The sequence below is a fragment of the Pseudarthrobacter sp. MOO14 genome (assembly GCF_058267675.1).
Genome location: NZ_CM177849.1, coordinates 1,413,664 through 1,429,181 on the forward strand (window position 1 = coordinate 1,413,664; position 15,518 = coordinate 1,429,181).

Genomic DNA, 15,518 nt, shown 5'->3' on the forward strand with positions numbered 1-15,518 from the left:
GTGGGACTATCGGCAGCGGTTCCCGGCGCGTAAGCGGGTGGGCCGGTGTTCTTGTCCCTTACGGGGCCGGTTTCGCGGCCTCCACTTTGATGGCTTCGGGGATGAGCGCCCGGATGGCCTCCGCCTTGTCCGAGAGGACCACCAGATCCACCCGGCGGTTCAGTTCCATGAGTTCCTCGGTGGAATCGTCGTTGACCTGGCGGGCGGACCCGAACGCCACCGCCCCGATCCTGCCCGGCGGCACTCCCCCGCGGTCCACCAGGTAGCGCAGCACGTTGACGGACCGTGCGGAGGACAGCTCCCAGGTGGACGGGAACGAGGTGATGCCGTTGGCGGCGTGGCCTTCCACCATGATCTCCAGGCCGGCCGGGGCCAGGGTGGGGCTGATGGTGTCCAGGACCTGGCTGGCGCGCGGCGTGAGCTCGGGCCGGTCCGGCAGAAAGAAGGCCTGCGAACCCACCAGTTTCACGGTCAGGCCACGCTCGGTGACCTGGAACTGGACATTGGCGTCCAACTGGCCGGCCTTGAGGTCCGACTGCATTTTCTGCTGCAGGGCGGTGAGCCGGTCCACCTCTTTGATGGCCAGTTCCAGGGAGGAGAAGGCTTCGGCATCCTTGTTGATCTGCTCGGGCGGCACCACGGTTCCGCTGGCGGTGTCCACCGTCTGCGTGGCCACGGCGCCGAATCCGGTGGCCAGGGAGTTCCGGAGCTTGTCGAACTTGGCCTGGTCCACGGTGGACATGGCGAACAGGACGATGAACATGCACATGAGCACGGTGACCATGTCCATGTAGGACGCCATCCACCGTTCGTCCACGTGTTCTTCCTCCGGCTCGTGGCTCCGGCGGCGGCGCCTGCTCAAGCGGCTCGGCCCAGGTCCGAGAGCTCGCCGGCGGCCGGGGCGCCCTTGGTTTTGCCCTTGCCTTTGGCCTGCCCGGCCGGAACCATGGCGTTGAGCCGTTCGGCGAGCAGCAGCGGCTGGGTGCCGTTCTGCACCGCGAGCATGCCTTCCATCAGCAGGGTCATCCGCTCGATTTCCAGGTCAGAGAGGCGCTTGAGCCGGGAACTGAACGGCAGCCACAGGAAGTTCGCGGACACCAGGCCCCACAGGGTGGCCACGAACGCGGTGGCGATCATGGGGCCCAGGTGGTCCGGGGTGGAGAGGTTTTCCAGGACGTGGGTCAGCGACACCACCGTGCCGATGATGCCGATGGTGGGTGCGTACCCGCCCAGGCTGGCGAAAAACTTGCTGGAGATCCGGTCGCGGCGCTGCTTGGTGTCGATCTCGTCTTCCATGAGCATCCGCAGCTCTTCGGCGTCCGTGCCGTCGGCGATGTTTTGCAGGGCACGGGCCAGGAACGGGTCCTTGGCCTTGCCGGCCTCATCCTCCAGGGCCAGGAGGCCGTCGCCGCGGGCAATCTCCGCGAACCCCACCAGCTGGTCGATGCTGTCCTGCGGTTTGGCCGGCTTGGCCACGAATGCCCGGGGCAGGTCCTTGAACGCCTGGAGGGTGTCCCGGAGGGTGTTGCCGGCCAGGCCCACCGCCAGGGTGGCACCGAACACCAGGACCATCGGCGCCGGCAGCAGGAGAGCCTCCACGCTGGCGCCTTCCAGGGTGACCATGGCAAAGACGGAGCCGAAGGCCAGCAGCAGCCCGATGATTGTTGCGGGATCCATGGGTTACTCCTCGGGCGTCCGGACAAGGCTGAGCGAATGCCCGGGGGCTGCGGGCAGGTCACGTGCCCGGCGGAGAACATAGGCCCGGTAGTTCGCAATCAGCTCCACAACCTCAGCCAGGCTTTCGCGCACAACGTACGTGGCGCCGTCGAGCGTGACCAGGTGCGTGTCCGGGCTCTCGTGGATCCGCTCGATCACATCCGGATTCACGGCAAAGCGGGTGCCGTTGAGGCGGGTGACAACGATCATGGGCCGTTTCTGCTCTGTTGGGTGGGCGTTCCCTCCCTACTGTCGGCCGCCCGGCCCGGGCCGTTAGGTCAGGGGTGATCCCGGCGCCGGCAACCCGCTCATTTGAGGATCCGGTCCACCAGTTCGTCCACGACGGCGTCGAGGGAGAGTCCCGTGGTCAGCGGGACAGTGAGGTGGTCCAGCATGAGCCCGTCGATGGCGTAGTGGAACAGGGCCAGCTCTGTTCGGCCTCCGGGCAGTCCGGCCCGGTCATTGAATTTCACGTCGTCTTCGAAGGCGCGTTGCCGCCACTTGCCCAGCGAGTCGGCAACAGCCGGACGCCGGGCAGCTTCCAGCCGCAGTTCGAAAAGCGCGAGGGACACTTGGGGGTCGGCACTGAGCCGCCGCACAACGTCACGCAGGTACGCGGCGAACAGTGCCCTGTCCGGTTCCCGGCCCTGCCCCGGGCCGGCGGCCGGATCAGGAGTCAGCCGTTCGCCGATGCGGTCAACCAACGCGGCGATGAGGTCGTCCCGGGTGGGAAAGTAGTTGGAGGCAGTCCCCCGGGGCGCCCCCGCCGAGGCGTCAACGGCGCGATGCGTGAGGCCGCGTGCGCCTTCCTCCGCGAGGACGCGGATGCCGGCGTCGGCAAGGGTGGAACGTCGTTCATCGTTTCGGGCCATACGGATCATGCTAGCCAAACCACGACGGCTGTTGTACTTTAACTACGACAGGTGTCGTGATTGGAGAAACCATGCGTGAACTCGTTTACTACGTTGCCGTGAGCATTGACGGATACATTGCCGACCCAACCGGCGGATTCGACGCCTTCCTTGCCGACGGCGACCACATGGCATACGTGTTCGGCGATTACGCCGACGCCCTGCCCGCACACGCACACTGTGCACTCGGCACGGAGCCACCCGGAACACGGTTCGATACGGTGATCATGGGGTGGAAGACCCTGGCCCCGGCACTCGACGCCGGGATCAGCAGCCCGTATCCGCATCTTCGGCAAATTGTGGCCAGCCGGAGCCCGCGCACGCTGGACCCCGCCATCACCGTGACCGCCGACCCATTGTCCGCCGTCGGAGCACTGAAACGGGAAGAGGGCCTGGACATCTGGCTGTGCGGCGGCGGCGCGCTGGCCGGCTCGCTCTTGCCGGAGATTGACCGGCTCGTGCTGAAGCGAAACCCCGTGGTGTTCGGGTCGGGCATTCCGCTGTTCGGCAACAAGCCCTTCGCTGCACAGTCGTTCGCCCTGACGGGAACCCGTTCGTTCAAGTCGGGCGTGGTGATCGAAGAGTACGGCGCGCACGGGAATTAAACCGCGGCAACAGGTGCCGCCTGGGGACGCGCCCGCCTGCCCCTGCTAGAACAGAGTCCCCAGGGCAAGCCCGCCGGCAGCAGCGGCCACCGCGGCCACCGCGGTGCCGATGCCGTTGAGGAGGGCCAGCCCGGTACGGCGGGACTGGATGAGCCGGACCGTCTCAAAGCTTGCCGTGCTGAACGTGGTGTACCCGCCCAGGAACCCGGTGCCGGCAATGGCCTGCAGCTCGGCGGGCGCGGCATGGACGATCACGGCGCCGGCGAGCAGGCCCAGCAGGAACGAGCCCGTGACGTTGATGATGATGGTTCCCACCGGCAGGGCGGTGCGGGCCCTGGACCGTACCAGGCCGTCCACCACGAACCGGGTGGCTGCCCCGAGCCCGCCGGCGACGCCGACCAGGATAATGGTGGCGACGTTCACCGGTTCTCCTTCTTCAGAGCCTTCCGGCTGCCGGTTGCCCGTGCGTGGTGGCCCGCCGCCAGCCAAATTCCCGCCACGGTGGCAGCCGCGCCCGCCACCACGCTGACCGCCACATAGAGCAGCGCGTCCGCGACGCGGCCGGCTCCGAACAGGGTGTTCGTTTCCAGCGCCAGGGTGCTGTACGTGGTGAACGCGCCCAGGAACCCGGTGCCGACGAACAGCCGGATCAGCCGAAGCCGACCCGAGTCAGGGCCCCGCCGCACCAGGGCCTCCAGCAGGAGGCCGAGCAGGAAGGCGCCGGAAAGGTTGATGGCCAGGGTGGGAACCGGCCAGCCACCCGGTGCAGGCAGGATGCCGGCCAGTCCAAAACGGGCCAGCGCCCCCAGGATGCCGCCCGCAATGACGACCAGCAGGAACCCGGGATGCAGGTGCACCGGCCGGTGCGGGCGCGCCGCACCAAGCGTCCCCTGGTCCGCCGCAGCCTCCCGGCCGCCGGCCTCCGGACGCCCGGTCCCGTCGTCGTCCCCCCGCTGGTCCGCGTTCCCCGCCTGCGTCTGGGCGCCGGGGACAGGCGGTTCCATCATCGGCCCGCCTTGGGCTGGTGCTTGTGCGGCGACAGCGGGACCACCAGCACGGGCCGGTGCTGGCGGTGGGTGAGGTGCACCGCCACGGATCCCACCAGCATTTCCTCAAGCCGGGCCCCGAGTCCGCGCTCGCGGGTGCCCACCACGATGACGGACGCATCGGCGGATTCCGCCAGGCGTCCCAGCGCCCGGGCCGGGTCACCGGCAAGGGTCACGAAGGACCAGTCGACCCCGGATCCGTCGAAAGCTGCACGGAGGTCCGCGGCAATGGTGGCACCGATTCCTTCGATATCGTCATCCACCCCGTCGGGGTCGATCGGCCGGGCCTCCGCCCTGCCGTCCGGCTCCCCGGCAAGGTAGGTGGTTACGTCCACGTAGGCACAGACCAGCTTCACTCCGAGGCTGAACGCCAGCTCCGCGGCACGGTGCGCGACGGCAAGCGGCTGGCCGGGCACGACGCCCATCAGCACCGGCCCGCTGATCTGCCGCGGGACGTACGGCGCAGGGCTGGATGGTTTCGCTGCGTCAGTCATCTGTTCTCCTGTCAGATCCGGATTCTACTGCGCAGCCGGACCTCGGGAAGAAACGCGCGTCATTGCCCCGCGGCGGGGGACGCCTGGCCCCAGCCCGGTTCGGCGTCGTCAAACCCCTGCGGTCAGGAACCGCCGGCGGGGCGGGCAGCCCGCCCCATCCGCTGCTTGGCGGTGTTGGTGCCTGCTCCGACCGGGACATGGTTCGTGGCCTTGGCGAGCCCGAAGAGCGGCATCCCGCTGTAGATGACCTCGATGCCGGCAGCGGGCACCTGATAGGTCTCATGCCAGACGCCGACGTCCCCGGTTCCGGCGAGCTCCTTCATGAAACGGCGCCAGGGTTCCAGATGGGGCGCATCCCTGTCCGCCGCAAACTTCCGCAGGTGCTCCGGACTTTCCCAGTAGCTGAGCATCATGGTGGTGCGCCCCACCCATTGCTGGTAACCGAGCATCCCCGCCGCCGGGTCATCGCCCAAATGCTGAAGCATCCGCCCCATGGCGGCACCGACCCTCCCCACGGTCCCCACCTTCCACCACCGGTTGGCCCGCATCCCGATCAGGAAAACCGTAACGGACTCCCGGCCCGGATCGGCTGTATAGCGGCCCGGAAATACCTTCTGCGACATGGGAACCCTTTCGGCACGGTGTTGTGTAACGCTGTTACAAAACAAGGTTATGAAACAATGGGGTCCATGGCAAGACCTGTTGTGCATAACGATTCCCTGAGGCAGGACCTGTTGGCCGTCACGGCTGAACTGGTGGACCGCACTGGTCCGGCGCGGGTGACGGTGCGGGACGTGGCCGCGGCCGCGGGGACCTCCACCACCGCCGTTTACTCGCTGTTTGGCGGGAAATCAGAGCTGCTCACCGCAGTCGTGGAGGACGGTTTCCGCTCGTTCGGCGAATCGCAGGCGGCCGCAGCCGCTGGCGGCCTGCAGGGACTTGGCACGGCGTACCGGGCCTGGGCCCTGGAGCACCAGGCACTCTACCGGCTGATGTTTGGCGGGGTGCTGGCCGCCTACGTCGAGTGCCGGCCAGACCCGGACGTTGCCCTCAATGCCATGCAGCCGCTGATGGACGCCGTCGCTTCTGCACAGTCCGCCGGGACCCTCCTGGAAGCGCCCGTGGAACTGGTCGCCGCCGCCATCTGGGGCCAGGTCCATGGCCTGGTCAGCCTGGAACTGGCACAAGTCGGCCCACCGGATGCCGACTGGGCCGCCGTCTACGCCGGCGCCCTGGACGCCGTTGCCCGCGGCTGGGCCGCCTGAAGCACAACTAAGCACCGCGCCGAAGCGTCGCCGCCGGGTCCCAGGCACGCCTGCGCCGCGTGCTTTTGATAAAGCACGCCTTCGGCAGTCTGCACTCAGAGATCGCGCAGGGAGGAATCCGCGTCCAAGCGGGCGAGCCGAGCGATATGGCCCACTGCGCCCAAGCATAGAAACAATGGCACACAGCCCAGCGCACCCAGGACCAGAAGCCAGTTCGGCGCTGCCCACGGGGTCACTGGCAAGAGTTCGATTTGGAGGCTGCTGAATACAGTTGTCCCAAATATCGACAAAAGCGAACCCAAGAGCGCTCCCCCAACTCCAATTGCCAGTCCCACCACGGCCAGCTCAGTCAAATAGGCCCCGCCGATCGACTTCGCAGACCACCCGACAGCTTTGAGGAGTCCGACCTCCCGAGCTCGTTGCTTGATCCAACTTCCACCCACTGAGATACCAACACCCAGGCAGAATATGACGAGGACTGCTCCGATGACCCAACTGGCAAGGGCAAGAAGTGCGAAGAGTCCGGTAAGTGACCTGATCTGCCCTGCCACACTGTTGACTGAGTAGCCCAATTCACGGACAGCGTTTTGTACGCTGACTACTTCTTCAGCTGTGTCGACGCGAACAAAAGCCCGGGGGTAAGTGAGTTCTTCACCGGCCATCCTGGAATCTGAGATTGTGGACTTAAGGACGCTATCGGAGACATAGGCGGCCTGGGTTCCGTCGGTTGCCGGCGATGAGTTGTCGTAGATGCCAACTACCCGCAGTGCGATTGCCGCCGGCTCTCCGTTCCCGGGGCCGATGACTTTCGTGTAAACGAAGTTGATTTCTTTGCCGAGAAGCTGGCCGAATTTCTGTCCCTGTCCGGTGTCTGGGAGCAGCACCTCGCCTGCCTTTGGGCCGGATTCCGGGACTTCGCCTTGAAGTACTTTCGGCGTCACGCCGCTGATGAAGGGCGTGGCGGTAAACGCTCCCGGGTTGTTAGTGGTCGGCCATGTGGCCGGCTCTTGGAGTGCTAGATCGAACTGAGCCCATCCCGTAGAACCGGCAACGTGTGAAATCTCATCAAACTGCCCTAGTGACTCGTCCGTGATGTCCTTCGCGCTGCCGGGGCCAACGGAGCTCACTTCAACGTAGTTTAGAGCGGAATTGGTGGTGATGTTGTTCGAGTACGAGGATATTCCTGCCCCCACCACACTGTCCGCAAAGACGAAGGCGGCTATGCCGAGTGCCATCAGGACCGCGAGCGGACGCAGTTTGGAAAGCGTCAGCTGTACGGACTTCTTGATAAAAACGTCATACTTGTTCAATCAGCACCTCGCTCATTGGGAGTTCTCGATGAGCGACTTGCTCGAAAATCTGGTCATGCGACGCGACCAACACACCACAGCCGTTTGCGGCACTCGATCGCAAAGCTTCGAGGACGAGTTCCGTGTTCGTTGGATCAAGCCCTGAAGTCGGTTCGTCCGCCAGGAGCACGGCAGGCCTGTTGAAAACAGCACGGCAGAATGCAACGCGTTGTTGCTGTCCGCCGGACAGCTTCTTTGCTTTTCTATCGGCCACTGCGGTGAGACCGAATCGGTCCAGTTCGTGCAGGAGCTGGTCCCTTGAGGGGCGTTCGCGGGCCGCCAGAAGAACATTTTCCAGCGCTGTCAGCTCAGGCAATAAGTTGCTGCTTTGGAAGACCATTCCAATCCGGCCGGCCCTTGTCCGAGCAGCGATTTTCGGAGCTGCACGCGTGAGGTCACGACCATCAACCCAAACACTTCCTGCATCCGGGGTGGACAGAAGCCCGGCAATGTTCAGGACTGTTGACTTTCCTGAGCCTGAGTCGCCGTGGAGCCAAACGATCTCGCCGGCGTCGAGCCGCAGACTGACCCCGGAGAGCACAGTGTGGCGGTTACGGTGGTCATCCCTGAAGGATTTGCTGATGTTTTCCAGCATGAGAACGGTACTCACTTGTTTGCTCCTAGGTCATAGGCGCCCGGCACGGCAATGAGCGCTGCTGAAAGGGACAGGCTGCACGGTGAGGCCTCGTCGGTTTGCAGACGGTAGAGCGACGAGAACTCTTTGCAGCCTTTCAAGTTCTGGAGCTTTTGCGTTGCGCTGTCAAAGTCGTTTGAGTCCAGCCCTGAGAGGCTGGCGCTGGTCATCGCCGTCAGGGCTCTAAAGTAGTTCAGTCCGCCTGTTCCCTGGTTAGCGATGATCTCCGGGAGTTTCGCCTGGACTGCAGGGAACATGGACCGGACCTCAGCACTGTTTTTGAAGTACATCGAATTCGAAAGCGCAATCAGAGCCTTGGAAAGGGAAGAGTCATTGCCGGGCTGGGCATCGAAGGATTTGAGGCTGCTGAGGGTGGTACTTGGATCCGCTTGCATCAGCACGTCGATGAGTTCGACGTACTCGTTGAGGTTTTCAGCAGTCACAGAGGCCGGAAGGTTGGCTTGCGCTTGGCCGACAACGGGGGTGTAGTTATGCCAGGCTTCCGAGCCAGACCTTTTGAGTGCCACGAGGGCCTTTAGCCTGGTCAGAATGTCAGTCTCGGGTATTTGGAGGACGCGTTCCAGCTCCTGTTTCGTCCGCTCATTTGTGATGTCCGGGAAACTCGTGTCGAGAAGCCGTGAAGCGAGGTAGGTTGCATGCACGGAGCCGTCGTTCGGAACGACGGGGTCCTTTTTTGGCGTGGACTTCATTTCCAGGGCTGCTTGGACGTCCAACGTGGATTCGTAGTCTGAGGCTTCCGGCATGCGGAACAAGCCGTTGGCCCCTCGGAGCTTCACTACGTCTTCTTTGATTGTGGAGATCTCGTTGTTGGGCTGGTTTTGACCGGCACTGCAGCCAGTGAAAGCAAGCAGGGCCGCAGTCAGCAATGACAGGCGTCCAACGATTCGTGTGCGGTGATGGGGCCGACGACTCCCACCCGACGCTTCTATGTCTGTCAAGCGGCTGAAAGGAGGAGCGGACCGGCGAGTGAGGCGGCTTGGGTGACCGGCCAGCTTCCCCTCCCCCGGGCGTTTTTTGCCTGCTGGCGGAGCATCGCGTAGCTGTGCCCGACGGAGCCGGGGCAACCCGAAGGGCAAGTAGCGGAAGGCTTGTGGGAGGAAATAAGCGAAGCGCCGACACAAGGCATCGGCTGCGCAGCCGTCCGCAGGACGGTTGAGCCGGTGGAGCGGGCACGTACGATCCGCAGGACAGCAGCAAAAAACAGAAAAACGCTTCTACAGCCCGAGCGAAGCGAGGATCGTTGGCCCTCTCCTGAACTGTCCGTTGGATTTCGAGATGAGTCGTAAAGGCATCGAAAAGATGGCCGCCAATGCTGCAAACTCCCTAGCAGCAGAACGCGTCGAAGAATGTCTATGGATGGAGGTTAAGTGGTGCTCAAGCTTGCTATGTCAATGTTTTAGACACGCCGTCTCGGGCGACACGCTGGGGTCTAAATGTTGCCAAGTATTCCACAGGATGTGGAATCGATTCGGGAAAGAACCCGGATTCCGGCTCTTTTGAAGGCCAACTGCCTGTGGATTAACGGTGCATTGAATGACATACTTGTAATACATCATCTAGGGGTTCCTAAGAGGCGTCTGCACTAGATGTAGTGTTCTAGGTAGAGGTCATCCCAATGGTGTCCTCTACGACAGAAGCGCACGATCGGGTGCAACCGATCATGCGCTTCTTTTTACAAACAAATAGGGATCAATGCCTCGCAGGCAAGGCGCCTGCGTCAAAGCCCAAGGGAATTGTTTTGTGCCGTTTCCATGTCTCCGGAACGTCACAACAGACTACGAGTGAGTCTGTAGCCTGTCAATCCAGTTGGCAGCTTACGTTCCTCTGTGCCCGGCGATCCCGGAAAGGAGAGTAGCTATGGCTACTCAAAGGATCCGCATTCGCATCAAGCGGACAATCCGAATCATCCCCGTCCGACGCTAGATGTTGGAGATCCTGGGCCGACAGCGGTCACTCGACGTTGCCGGCCCAGACGCACTCAAGTAGAGCCGAGCAGAGGACAACCAAAAATGGCGAAGAACACCAAACAGACGAGCAGCAAAGCTGCAACGGCTGCCAGCAAGGTCCTAAGGGACGGTCGCACCAGCGCAGCGTCAAAGAGGGCTGCCGCTAGCGCCCTTTCCCAGAAGGGGAAAGGTAAGTAAGTGGCGGTCTTCTACTTCGATAACACTGGCAACCCCATCGCGTTCCGGCGCAATCCCACTGACAAGTTCCTCTTCGACAAGTCGGGCAACTGGATTGGTTGGTTCCCATGGGGTGATAACGACGCAGCCGACAAGGATGGAAACTATCTCGGTACGGTCGTAGGAAATCGCCTTCTCAAGCGGAATTCCCAGCCTTACCGCGGGTATCCCGGGTATCCGGGCTATCCCGGATACGCCGGCTACCCCGGATACCCTGGCTATGCCGGTTACAGCGGCTATCACTCGGGGTTCTCCGACATCCCGGAGGCCAGCCTTAAAGGCTGACCATTCAAGCAGTGCCAATATTGGCAATAAGTGAGGCCGGCCCCTTGGGGCCGGCCTCAGTTTTTCCCTCAGCAAAAGGAAAACTCAGTGCTGCAGCGCCATCGCTGCAGAAACTTAAGGGTCCAGCGGGTTTTTCTCCCAGGAGATATCGACGATGGGGGCGCCTGGCTGCGGCATGGTCAGCATCGAGAGTTCGAGGATGTCCTGGGCGTGGGTGGCGTCTGCGGGGGCGGCGTCGTCGTCCGTGAGGATGTATTCGTGGCTCATGTGCTGCCCCCAGGCGGCTAGTGGATCGTGTTCCTTTTCCACTGTAGCCCGGCGTTCGGCCGTTTCCCGCTTCTGGAGCTGCGCCCGCGGCAGCGTGATCGGCGGCCGGAGGAGCGCACGCGGGGGAGGCCGCCACCGCACCAAAGGGGCCGGACCGTTGTCCCGGCCCGGCCCCACCCGCCTAGCGGTGCCGCTTGTAGGCGGTGTCCTGGTTCTTTGCGACGGGGGCGATGGTTCCCCGGCTCACCAGCTGGTCCATCAGTTCCGCGAGCCGGTACCCCGGCGTGTCAGTCAGGGCGAGCTTGAAGTGGTCTCCGGCTACTGATGATTGGCCTTTGAGGTACGCCAGCCAGCCGATCAGGGTCAGCAGGGGCGCCCGGTACCCTTCGGGCGCTGCGTCGATGAGGTCGCGGGCGGTTTCCTGTCCCCGGTCCACGCGGTCCCAGTCCGGGGTGATCCCCTCTCCCACGAGCAGGTTCCCGCTCCCCTCGGCGTCCGGGGCCTCCGGGTCGATCACGTTGCAGAACAATGTGTCGCGCAGGTCGGGGCGCTGGAAGCACGCCAGCAGCTCCACCGCGGTCTGCGGGTCCAACCAGCCGCCCCGGGTCAGGGCCTGGGCCCACAGTTCCCGGCCCGGAGTCAGCTCTGCGCCGAGCACTCCAGTGAGCGCGTAACGGATCTGCTCCTCCCTGTCTGCCGGGCCTGCGAACGGTGCGTAGGTGGTGCCGGGCGTCTTCTGGTAGCTGCTGCCGCGGAACACCAGTTCCGCGTTCAGTTGTCCGTCGGTGATGGATTCGAGCGGTTTGGGCGGGCAGCACCCGGCTTCGCTGTCACACAGTAGGTTTTGCCAGTGCGACGGTGTGACCAGCCAGGCGTCCTGCAGCGGGGTACCTGCAGAGTCCAGCGCCTCGATGACGGCCTCGACGTGGTCGTGAAACGGGCGCTCCTTACCGGGCGCGGGGGTGGTGGCCGTGTAGATGGCCAGCAGCACCGCCGTGGCCTGTGTGTCCAGTGCGAGGTACTCCGTCATGGAGGCGGCGAACCCGGCGGGTTCCGCGGCCGCGGGGGCATCGACACGGAGTGTCGCGCCCAGCGTCTTGCCCCGCATGGTCAGGAACACGAAGGATTCACGCGGTATGAACCCGAGGGAGTGCGGGATGAAACCGAGGATGTCGGCGGGGCTGGAAATGCGGATTGCATCAGTCATGGTTTTGAGAGTCCTTTGCTGAGGATGATGGTGGGTGGCGCGGCTTTGGTGACCGGCCAGCTTCCCCTCCCCCACCGTTGTTTTGGCTGCTGGCGAAGCTTGCGGAGCTGTGGCCGACGGAGGCCTGTCTACCTTGGGCAAGGGGCGGGAAATTCCCGGAGGAAATCAGCGACGAAGGAGCGCCGCAGGGACATTTCCTGCACCGCAGGCCCCGGAGGAACGGAGGGGCTAGACGGGTCGGAGCGGACACGTACAATCCGTCAGGACAGCAGCCAAAATGTCGAAGACAAGACAGGGCCAGGGGCGGCGGAGCCCTGCGGAGACGGCACGGGCCCCAACAGCCGGCCGCGCCAGCGGACGCCCTTTCCTGTGAGCCCTGCGAACCCTCCCTCAGCACCCCGGCCCTGCTTATGGCATCTCTGGCTTCGGTGGCCGCGCGCCCCCGGGTCGCCGGCACTGCGTGTGCGAAAGGGCGGTCCGGCGGCGCCAACCCACGGCGCAACCCGGCCACGACGGCGGACCGGCCGCGGTGACCGCCCCCTTAAAGGGGACGGCCACCTTCAAAGGAACTAGCCTGCGAGGAGTTCGGCCAGTTCGGCCGCATCGGCCACCAGCACCGCCCCGCCTTCTCTCAGGAGCCGGTGGCATCCTGCCGAGTTGGCGCTGTGCACGCTCCCGGGGACGGCCGCGACATGCCGGGCAATGGTCTCAGCGTGATGGGCCGTGTTCAGCGCCCCCGACCGCCAGCGGGCTTCCACGACACAGGTCACCCCTGCGAGGGCGGCAAGGATGCGGTTCCGCTGCAGGAACCTGTACCGGGTGGGGGCGGAACTGGGCGGGAGTTCTGAGAGGGTGAGGCCGTTGCCTCGGATCGCGGCCGCGAGGTCAGCGTTGCCGGACGGGTAGTCCCGGTCAAGGCCTCCGGCCAGCACCGCGAGGGTCGCAGGTCCGTCTCCCTGGCTTCCGGCCAACGCGGCCCGGTGCGCGTGCGCATCGATGCCGTAGGCAAGGCCCGAGACGATGCAGACTCCACGCTGCGCCAATCCGTACGCCATGTCCCCTGTCACGGAAGCGCCGTAACTCGTGCAGTCCCGGGACCCGGTCAGCGCCACACACTTCGAAGGTGCTGGGATGCCGTTGTCGATGTTGCCCCTGTACCAGAGCCCGTATGGGGCGTCTGGCAGGTCGTCCAGGCCTTCCGGCCAGTGTTCATCTCCCGGGATAAGGAACCCTCCGCCCAGCCGTTCGATGGTGGCCAGGTCCTTCTCCGGGTCCAGCTCCGGTACGCGGGGCGCCCAGCGCTTCAACGCGTCTGACAGTTCTTCGGCCGTGATGTCCGGGAGGGTGTGGGCGGGTTGGGCGCCGGTGGCAAGCCGCAGTGCGGCGTACGCGCCGAGCCTTCCCACGAGGGCCTGGCCGATGCGATCGCCGGGTTCGAAGAGGCGGGTCAGGGCGGCGCGTGCAATGCGATCGTTCATGGTTTCTCTCGTCCTTTGCTGAGGATCCGGTGGGTGGGGCGGCCTTGGTGACCGGCCAGCGTCCCCTCTCCCCCGGGCGTTTTTTGCCTGCTGGCGGAGCAACGCGTAGCTGTGCCCGACGGAGCCGGGGCAACCCGAAGGGCGAGCAGCGGATGGATTGTGGGAGGAAATAAGCGAAGCGCCGACACAAGGCATCGGCTGCGCAGCCGTCCGCAGGACGGTTGAGCCGGTGGAGCGGGCACGTACGATCCGCAGGACAGCAGCAAAAAACAGACAAACGCTTCTACAGCCCGAGCGAAGCGAGGTCCGTGCAGTGGACCTGGGCGCTGGCTGGGCGAGGCTGGAAAACCCAACCCCTCAGGCAGCGCGTAGTTTCGGGACTACGTCGTGGTGCTCTCTTGAGCAGCGCTGGCTTGCTGGTGGCGGTAAAGCGTTGCACGGCTCCAGCCCACCAGACGGGCAGCGTCTTCGGCGGTGCGGCCCCTGGCGCGGGCGTCCCGGGCGACCGCGAGTTTGTCCGCGATGACTGTCGGGTCGGACAGCGGCCGGCCAAAGCGTGTGCCGTTCTGGCGTGCCGCAGCAATGCCGGCATTGACCCGCTCGACAATGAGCTCGCGCTCATACTCGGCAAGGGTTGCGAGCATGTTCAGCATCAACCGGCCGGTCGAGGTTGCAGGGTCGATGCCATCGGAGATGGACCGGACCTGGACACCGCGGCCGCGCAACAGGGCCACCGTGTTCAGAACGTCGATCAGCGACCGGCCCAGCCGGTCGACCCGCCACACAACAACAGTGTCGCCGTCCTCGGCGTACTCGAGGAGTCTCTTCATCCCCGGCCGTTCGATCGCCGTCTTGCTGCCGGAAGTCACATCGGTGAAGACATCGCGTTTCTGCACACCTGCGGCGACCAGTGCATCCAGCTGCAGCTGGGCGTCCTGACTGGACGTACTCACCCGGGTGTAACCCAGTAGCCTCACAACGCAATTCTGACTCGAAAAGCCCCCGATGCACCCGCGGCGAGACGATTACCCGCGAGACACCTTTACGAGATGCTGAACAGCTGGTTATTCCGCCTCCCGGTGCACCGTCTGTGAAGTTGCAGGCTATGTGGCAGGGAAATCGCAGCGGTATTTGGCAGTTTGATATTAGGTGCCGATCAGGAGTGCTTCTCTGGCTGCTTCGACGACTTCTTTGGTGACGGTTGTGATTTGGTTGATTTCGCGGATGCGGCTTATCTGGGAGAACAGGCGCTGGACCAGGCGGAAGTTTCCATTGGTGATGCGTGAGATTGCCGCGATGGCTTCGGCATCGGTGAAATCGCCCGGTTCAATGGTTAGGCCGAGGTCTGCCCAGCGGTGTTTGAGGACGAATGCGAGTTCTTCAGGGCTGAGGCGCCGGTATTCGTGGGCGAAGCCGATCCTGCTGTAGAGCTGGGGATAGCGGGCCAGTCGTTTCTCGATGCCGGGCATGCCGATGAGGATGACGCCCATGGTGTGCTTGTCGTAGTAGTCCCTGACCTGTTCCAGGGCTGGCGGTTTGAGGCGGTCGGCTTCGTCGATTATCAGCAGTTCGGTGAGTCCGGACATTCGTGAGTCGCGGTGGGCGAAAGGGTTGATGTTGCCTTCCCGGTCGTATTCGACGGCCCAGGAGATGCTTTGGCAGATGGAGGGCAGGATCTGGTCGATCTGTCGGGGGCTCACGGTTACCGTGGGTGTCCACATCGCCGTGCGTGCTTCGAGCACACGCGGTGGAATGGGCCCGAGGTCCGCATCATCAAAGCGCTGCCATTGTTCCCATTCGCTGGCACCGGCGTAGGTTCGCGCGGAGAGGGTTTTTCCCACGCCGGGAGGCCCGTAGCAAACACCGATGTGCCGGTTCTTGCGCACCGTGTTGGCGAACTCTTCGAATCGTCTGTGTTCTTTGGTGACCAGAAAGGTGGGGGTATCGGCACGAACGGGAGGGGCGCTGACTGATACTTCGCCGTGCCTTCCGGTCAGGAATCGCCTGCCGTCCTCGCCGTCTTTAAGCACGTTTAACACCATTTTGCTTTTCCTCCT

The 15,518-nt window shown here is 64.1% G+C and carries 19 protein-coding genes; 3 read left to right on the forward strand and 16 right to left on the reverse strand.

Annotated elements, in window-relative coordinates:
* Positions 1-58: 58 nt before the first annotated feature.
* From AC4EEV_RS06640 to AC4EEV_RS06655, 4 genes are all read right to left on the reverse strand, one after another.
* Positions 59-817 carry an OmpA/MotB family protein gene (locus AC4EEV_RS06640; RefSeq protein WP_491330457.1) on the reverse strand — a complete coding sequence of 253 codons (759 nt, stop codon included), beginning with the start codon at positions 815-817 and terminating at the stop codon, positions 59-61.
* Between the two features lie 41 nt (positions 818-858).
* Positions 859-1,677 carry a motility protein A gene (locus tag AC4EEV_RS06645; protein WP_491330458.1) on the reverse strand — a complete coding sequence of 273 codons (819 nt, stop codon included), beginning with the start codon at positions 1,675-1,677 and terminating at the stop codon, positions 859-861.
* A 3-nt stretch (positions 1,678-1,680) separates the two neighbouring features.
* Positions 1,681-1,926 (reverse strand): flagellar FlbD family protein, encoded by a 246-nt coding sequence (locus tag AC4EEV_RS06650; protein ID WP_109045310.1) that lies wholly within the window; start codon positions 1,924-1,926, stop codon positions 1,681-1,683.
* Between the two features lie 98 nt (positions 1,927-2,024).
* Positions 2,025-2,588 (reverse strand): TetR/AcrR family transcriptional regulator, encoded by a 564-nt coding sequence (locus AC4EEV_RS06655; protein WP_491330459.1) that lies wholly within the window; start codon positions 2,586-2,588, stop codon positions 2,025-2,027.
* A gap of 71 nt (positions 2,589-2,659) precedes the next feature.
* On the opposite strand from AC4EEV_RS06655, the gene AC4EEV_RS06660 reads away from it, so the two are divergent.
* A complete protein-coding gene (locus AC4EEV_RS06660; protein ID WP_491330460.1) occupies positions 2,660-3,232 on the forward strand; it encodes a dihydrofolate reductase family protein in 573 nt (190 codons plus the stop codon).
* Between the two features lie 45 nt (positions 3,233-3,277).
* Here AC4EEV_RS06660 and crcB read toward each other — a convergent pair whose 3' ends face one another.
* The 4 genes from crcB to AC4EEV_RS06680 form a co-directional block, all read right to left on the reverse strand.
* Positions 3,278-3,655, reverse strand: a complete 378-nt coding sequence (crcB, locus tag AC4EEV_RS06665; protein ID WP_491330461.1) for a fluoride efflux transporter CrcB — start codon at positions 3,653-3,655, stop codon at positions 3,278-3,280.
* Entirely contained in the window at positions 3,652-4,239 is a 588-nt protein-coding gene (locus tag AC4EEV_RS06670) for a fluoride efflux transporter FluC (protein WP_491330462.1), read from the reverse strand. Before AC4EEV_RS06670 ends, crcB begins: the two co-directional genes overlap by 4 nt.
* The gene (locus tag AC4EEV_RS06675) at positions 4,236-4,772 is read right to left on the reverse strand and encodes a universal stress protein (RefSeq protein ID WP_491330463.1); all 537 of its coding nucleotides are present in this window, start codon (positions 4,770-4,772) and stop codon (positions 4,236-4,238) included. The genes AC4EEV_RS06670 and AC4EEV_RS06675 overlap by 4 nt, the downstream gene beginning before the upstream one ends.
* 122 nt (positions 4,773-4,894) lie before the next feature.
* Positions 4,895-5,395: a DUF4188 domain-containing protein gene (locus AC4EEV_RS06680; protein WP_109045303.1), complete on the reverse strand. Its 501-nt coding sequence runs from the start codon at positions 5,393-5,395 to the stop codon at positions 4,895-4,897.
* 66 nt (positions 5,396-5,461) lie between these two features.
* Between AC4EEV_RS06680 and AC4EEV_RS06685 the strand changes: the two genes are divergently transcribed.
* The gene (locus AC4EEV_RS06685) at positions 5,462-6,037 is read left to right on the forward strand and encodes a TetR/AcrR family transcriptional regulator (protein WP_491330464.1); all 576 of its coding nucleotides are present in this window, start codon (positions 5,462-5,464) and stop codon (positions 6,035-6,037) included.
* Between the two features lie 95 nt (positions 6,038-6,132).
* Here the strand turns inward: AC4EEV_RS06685 and AC4EEV_RS06690 are convergent, their stop codons facing one another.
* The 3 genes from AC4EEV_RS06690 to AC4EEV_RS06700 are packed head-to-tail and all read right to left on the reverse strand — an operon-like array spanning position 6,133 to position 8,907.
* The gene (locus tag AC4EEV_RS06690) at positions 6,133-7,347 is read right to left on the reverse strand and encodes an ABC transporter permease (RefSeq protein ID WP_491330465.1); all 1,215 of its coding nucleotides are present in this window, start codon (positions 7,345-7,347) and stop codon (positions 6,133-6,135) included.
* Entirely contained in the window at positions 7,334-7,996 is a 663-nt protein-coding gene (locus AC4EEV_RS06695; protein ID WP_133830491.1) for an ABC transporter ATP-binding protein, read from the reverse strand. The genes AC4EEV_RS06690 and AC4EEV_RS06695 overlap by 14 nt, the downstream gene beginning before the upstream one ends.
* Entirely contained in the window at positions 7,993-8,907 is a 915-nt protein-coding gene (locus AC4EEV_RS06700; RefSeq protein WP_491330466.1) for a hypothetical protein, read from the reverse strand. The genes AC4EEV_RS06695 and AC4EEV_RS06700 overlap by 4 nt, the downstream gene beginning before the upstream one ends.
* Before the next feature lie 1,278 nt (positions 8,908-10,185).
* Here AC4EEV_RS06700 and AC4EEV_RS06705 point away from each other — a divergent pair.
* Complete coding sequence (locus AC4EEV_RS06705; RefSeq protein ID WP_491330467.1) at positions 10,186-10,509, forward strand: hypothetical protein; 324 nt, start codon at positions 10,186-10,188, stop codon at positions 10,507-10,509.
* Positions 10,510-10,623: 114 nt separating this feature from the next.
* On the opposite strand, the gene AC4EEV_RS06710 is transcribed toward AC4EEV_RS06705, so the two are convergent.
* The 5 genes from AC4EEV_RS06710 to AC4EEV_RS06730 form a co-directional block, all read right to left on the reverse strand.
* Positions 10,624-10,776 (reverse strand): hypothetical protein, encoded by a 153-nt coding sequence (locus tag AC4EEV_RS06710; RefSeq protein ID WP_491330468.1) that lies wholly within the window; start codon positions 10,774-10,776, stop codon positions 10,624-10,626.
* A gap of 181 nt (positions 10,777-10,957) precedes the next feature.
* A complete protein-coding gene (locus tag AC4EEV_RS06715) occupies positions 10,958-11,983 on the reverse strand; it encodes a DUF4192 domain-containing protein (RefSeq protein ID WP_491330469.1) in 1,026 nt (341 codons plus the stop codon).
* A 569-nt stretch (positions 11,984-12,552) separates the two neighbouring features.
* Positions 12,553-13,461, reverse strand: coding sequence for a DNA-processing protein DprA (dprA, locus tag AC4EEV_RS06720; protein ID WP_491330470.1), 909 nt, complete (start codon positions 13,459-13,461; stop codon positions 12,553-12,555).
* Positions 13,462-13,841: 380 nt separating this feature from the next.
* Complete coding sequence (locus AC4EEV_RS06725; RefSeq protein ID WP_491330471.1) at positions 13,842-14,438, reverse strand: recombinase family protein; 597 nt, start codon at positions 14,436-14,438, stop codon at positions 13,842-13,844.
* Between the two features lie 168 nt (positions 14,439-14,606).
* Complete coding sequence (locus tag AC4EEV_RS06730; RefSeq protein ID WP_345453317.1) at positions 14,607-15,503, reverse strand: AAA family ATPase; 897 nt, start codon at positions 15,501-15,503, stop codon at positions 14,607-14,609.
* Positions 15,504-15,518 lie beyond the last annotated feature (15 nt).

Excerpts from the sequence above, each read along its gene's own strand:
- AC4EEV_RS06650 (WP_109045310.1), bottom strand. The coding sequence starts at position 1,926 with ATGATCGTTGTCACCCGCCTCAACGGCACCCGCTTTGCCGTGAATCCG.
- AC4EEV_RS06715 (WP_491330469.1), bottom strand. The coding sequence starts at position 11,983 with ATGACTGATGCAATCCGCATTTCCAGCCCCGCCGACATCCTCGGTTTC.
- AC4EEV_RS06710 (WP_491330468.1), bottom strand. The coding sequence starts at position 10,776 with ATGAGCCACGAATACATCCTCACGGACGACGACGCCGCCCCCGCAGAC.
- AC4EEV_RS06660 (WP_491330460.1), top strand. The coding sequence starts at position 2,660 with ATGCGTGAACTCGTTTACTACGTTGCCGTGAGCATTGACGGATACATT.
- AC4EEV_RS06645 (WP_491330458.1), bottom strand. The coding sequence starts at position 1,677 with ATGGATCCCGCAACAATCATCGGGCTGCTGCTGGCCTTCGGCTCCGTC.
- AC4EEV_RS06655 (WP_491330459.1), bottom strand. The coding sequence starts at position 2,588 with ATGGCCCGAAACGATGAACGACGTTCCACCCTTGCCGACGCCGGCATC.
- AC4EEV_RS06680 (WP_109045303.1), bottom strand. The coding sequence starts at position 5,395 with ATGTCGCAGAAGGTATTTCCGGGCCGCTATACAGCCGATCCGGGCCGG.
- AC4EEV_RS06675 (WP_491330463.1), bottom strand. The coding sequence starts at position 4,772 with ATGACTGACGCAGCGAAACCATCCAGCCCTGCGCCGTACGTCCCGCGG.
- AC4EEV_RS06670 (WP_491330462.1), bottom strand. The coding sequence starts at position 4,239 with ATGATGGAACCGCCTGTCCCCGGCGCCCAGACGCAGGCGGGGAACGCG.
- AC4EEV_RS06685 (WP_491330464.1), top strand. The coding sequence starts at position 5,462 with ATGGCAAGACCTGTTGTGCATAACGATTCCCTGAGGCAGGACCTGTTG.
- dprA (WP_491330470.1), bottom strand. The coding sequence starts at position 13,461 with ATGAACGATCGCATTGCACGCGCCGCCCTGACCCGCCTCTTCGAACCC.
- AC4EEV_RS06730 (WP_345453317.1), bottom strand. The coding sequence starts at position 15,503 with ATGGTGTTAAACGTGCTTAAAGACGGCGAGGACGGCAGGCGATTCCTG.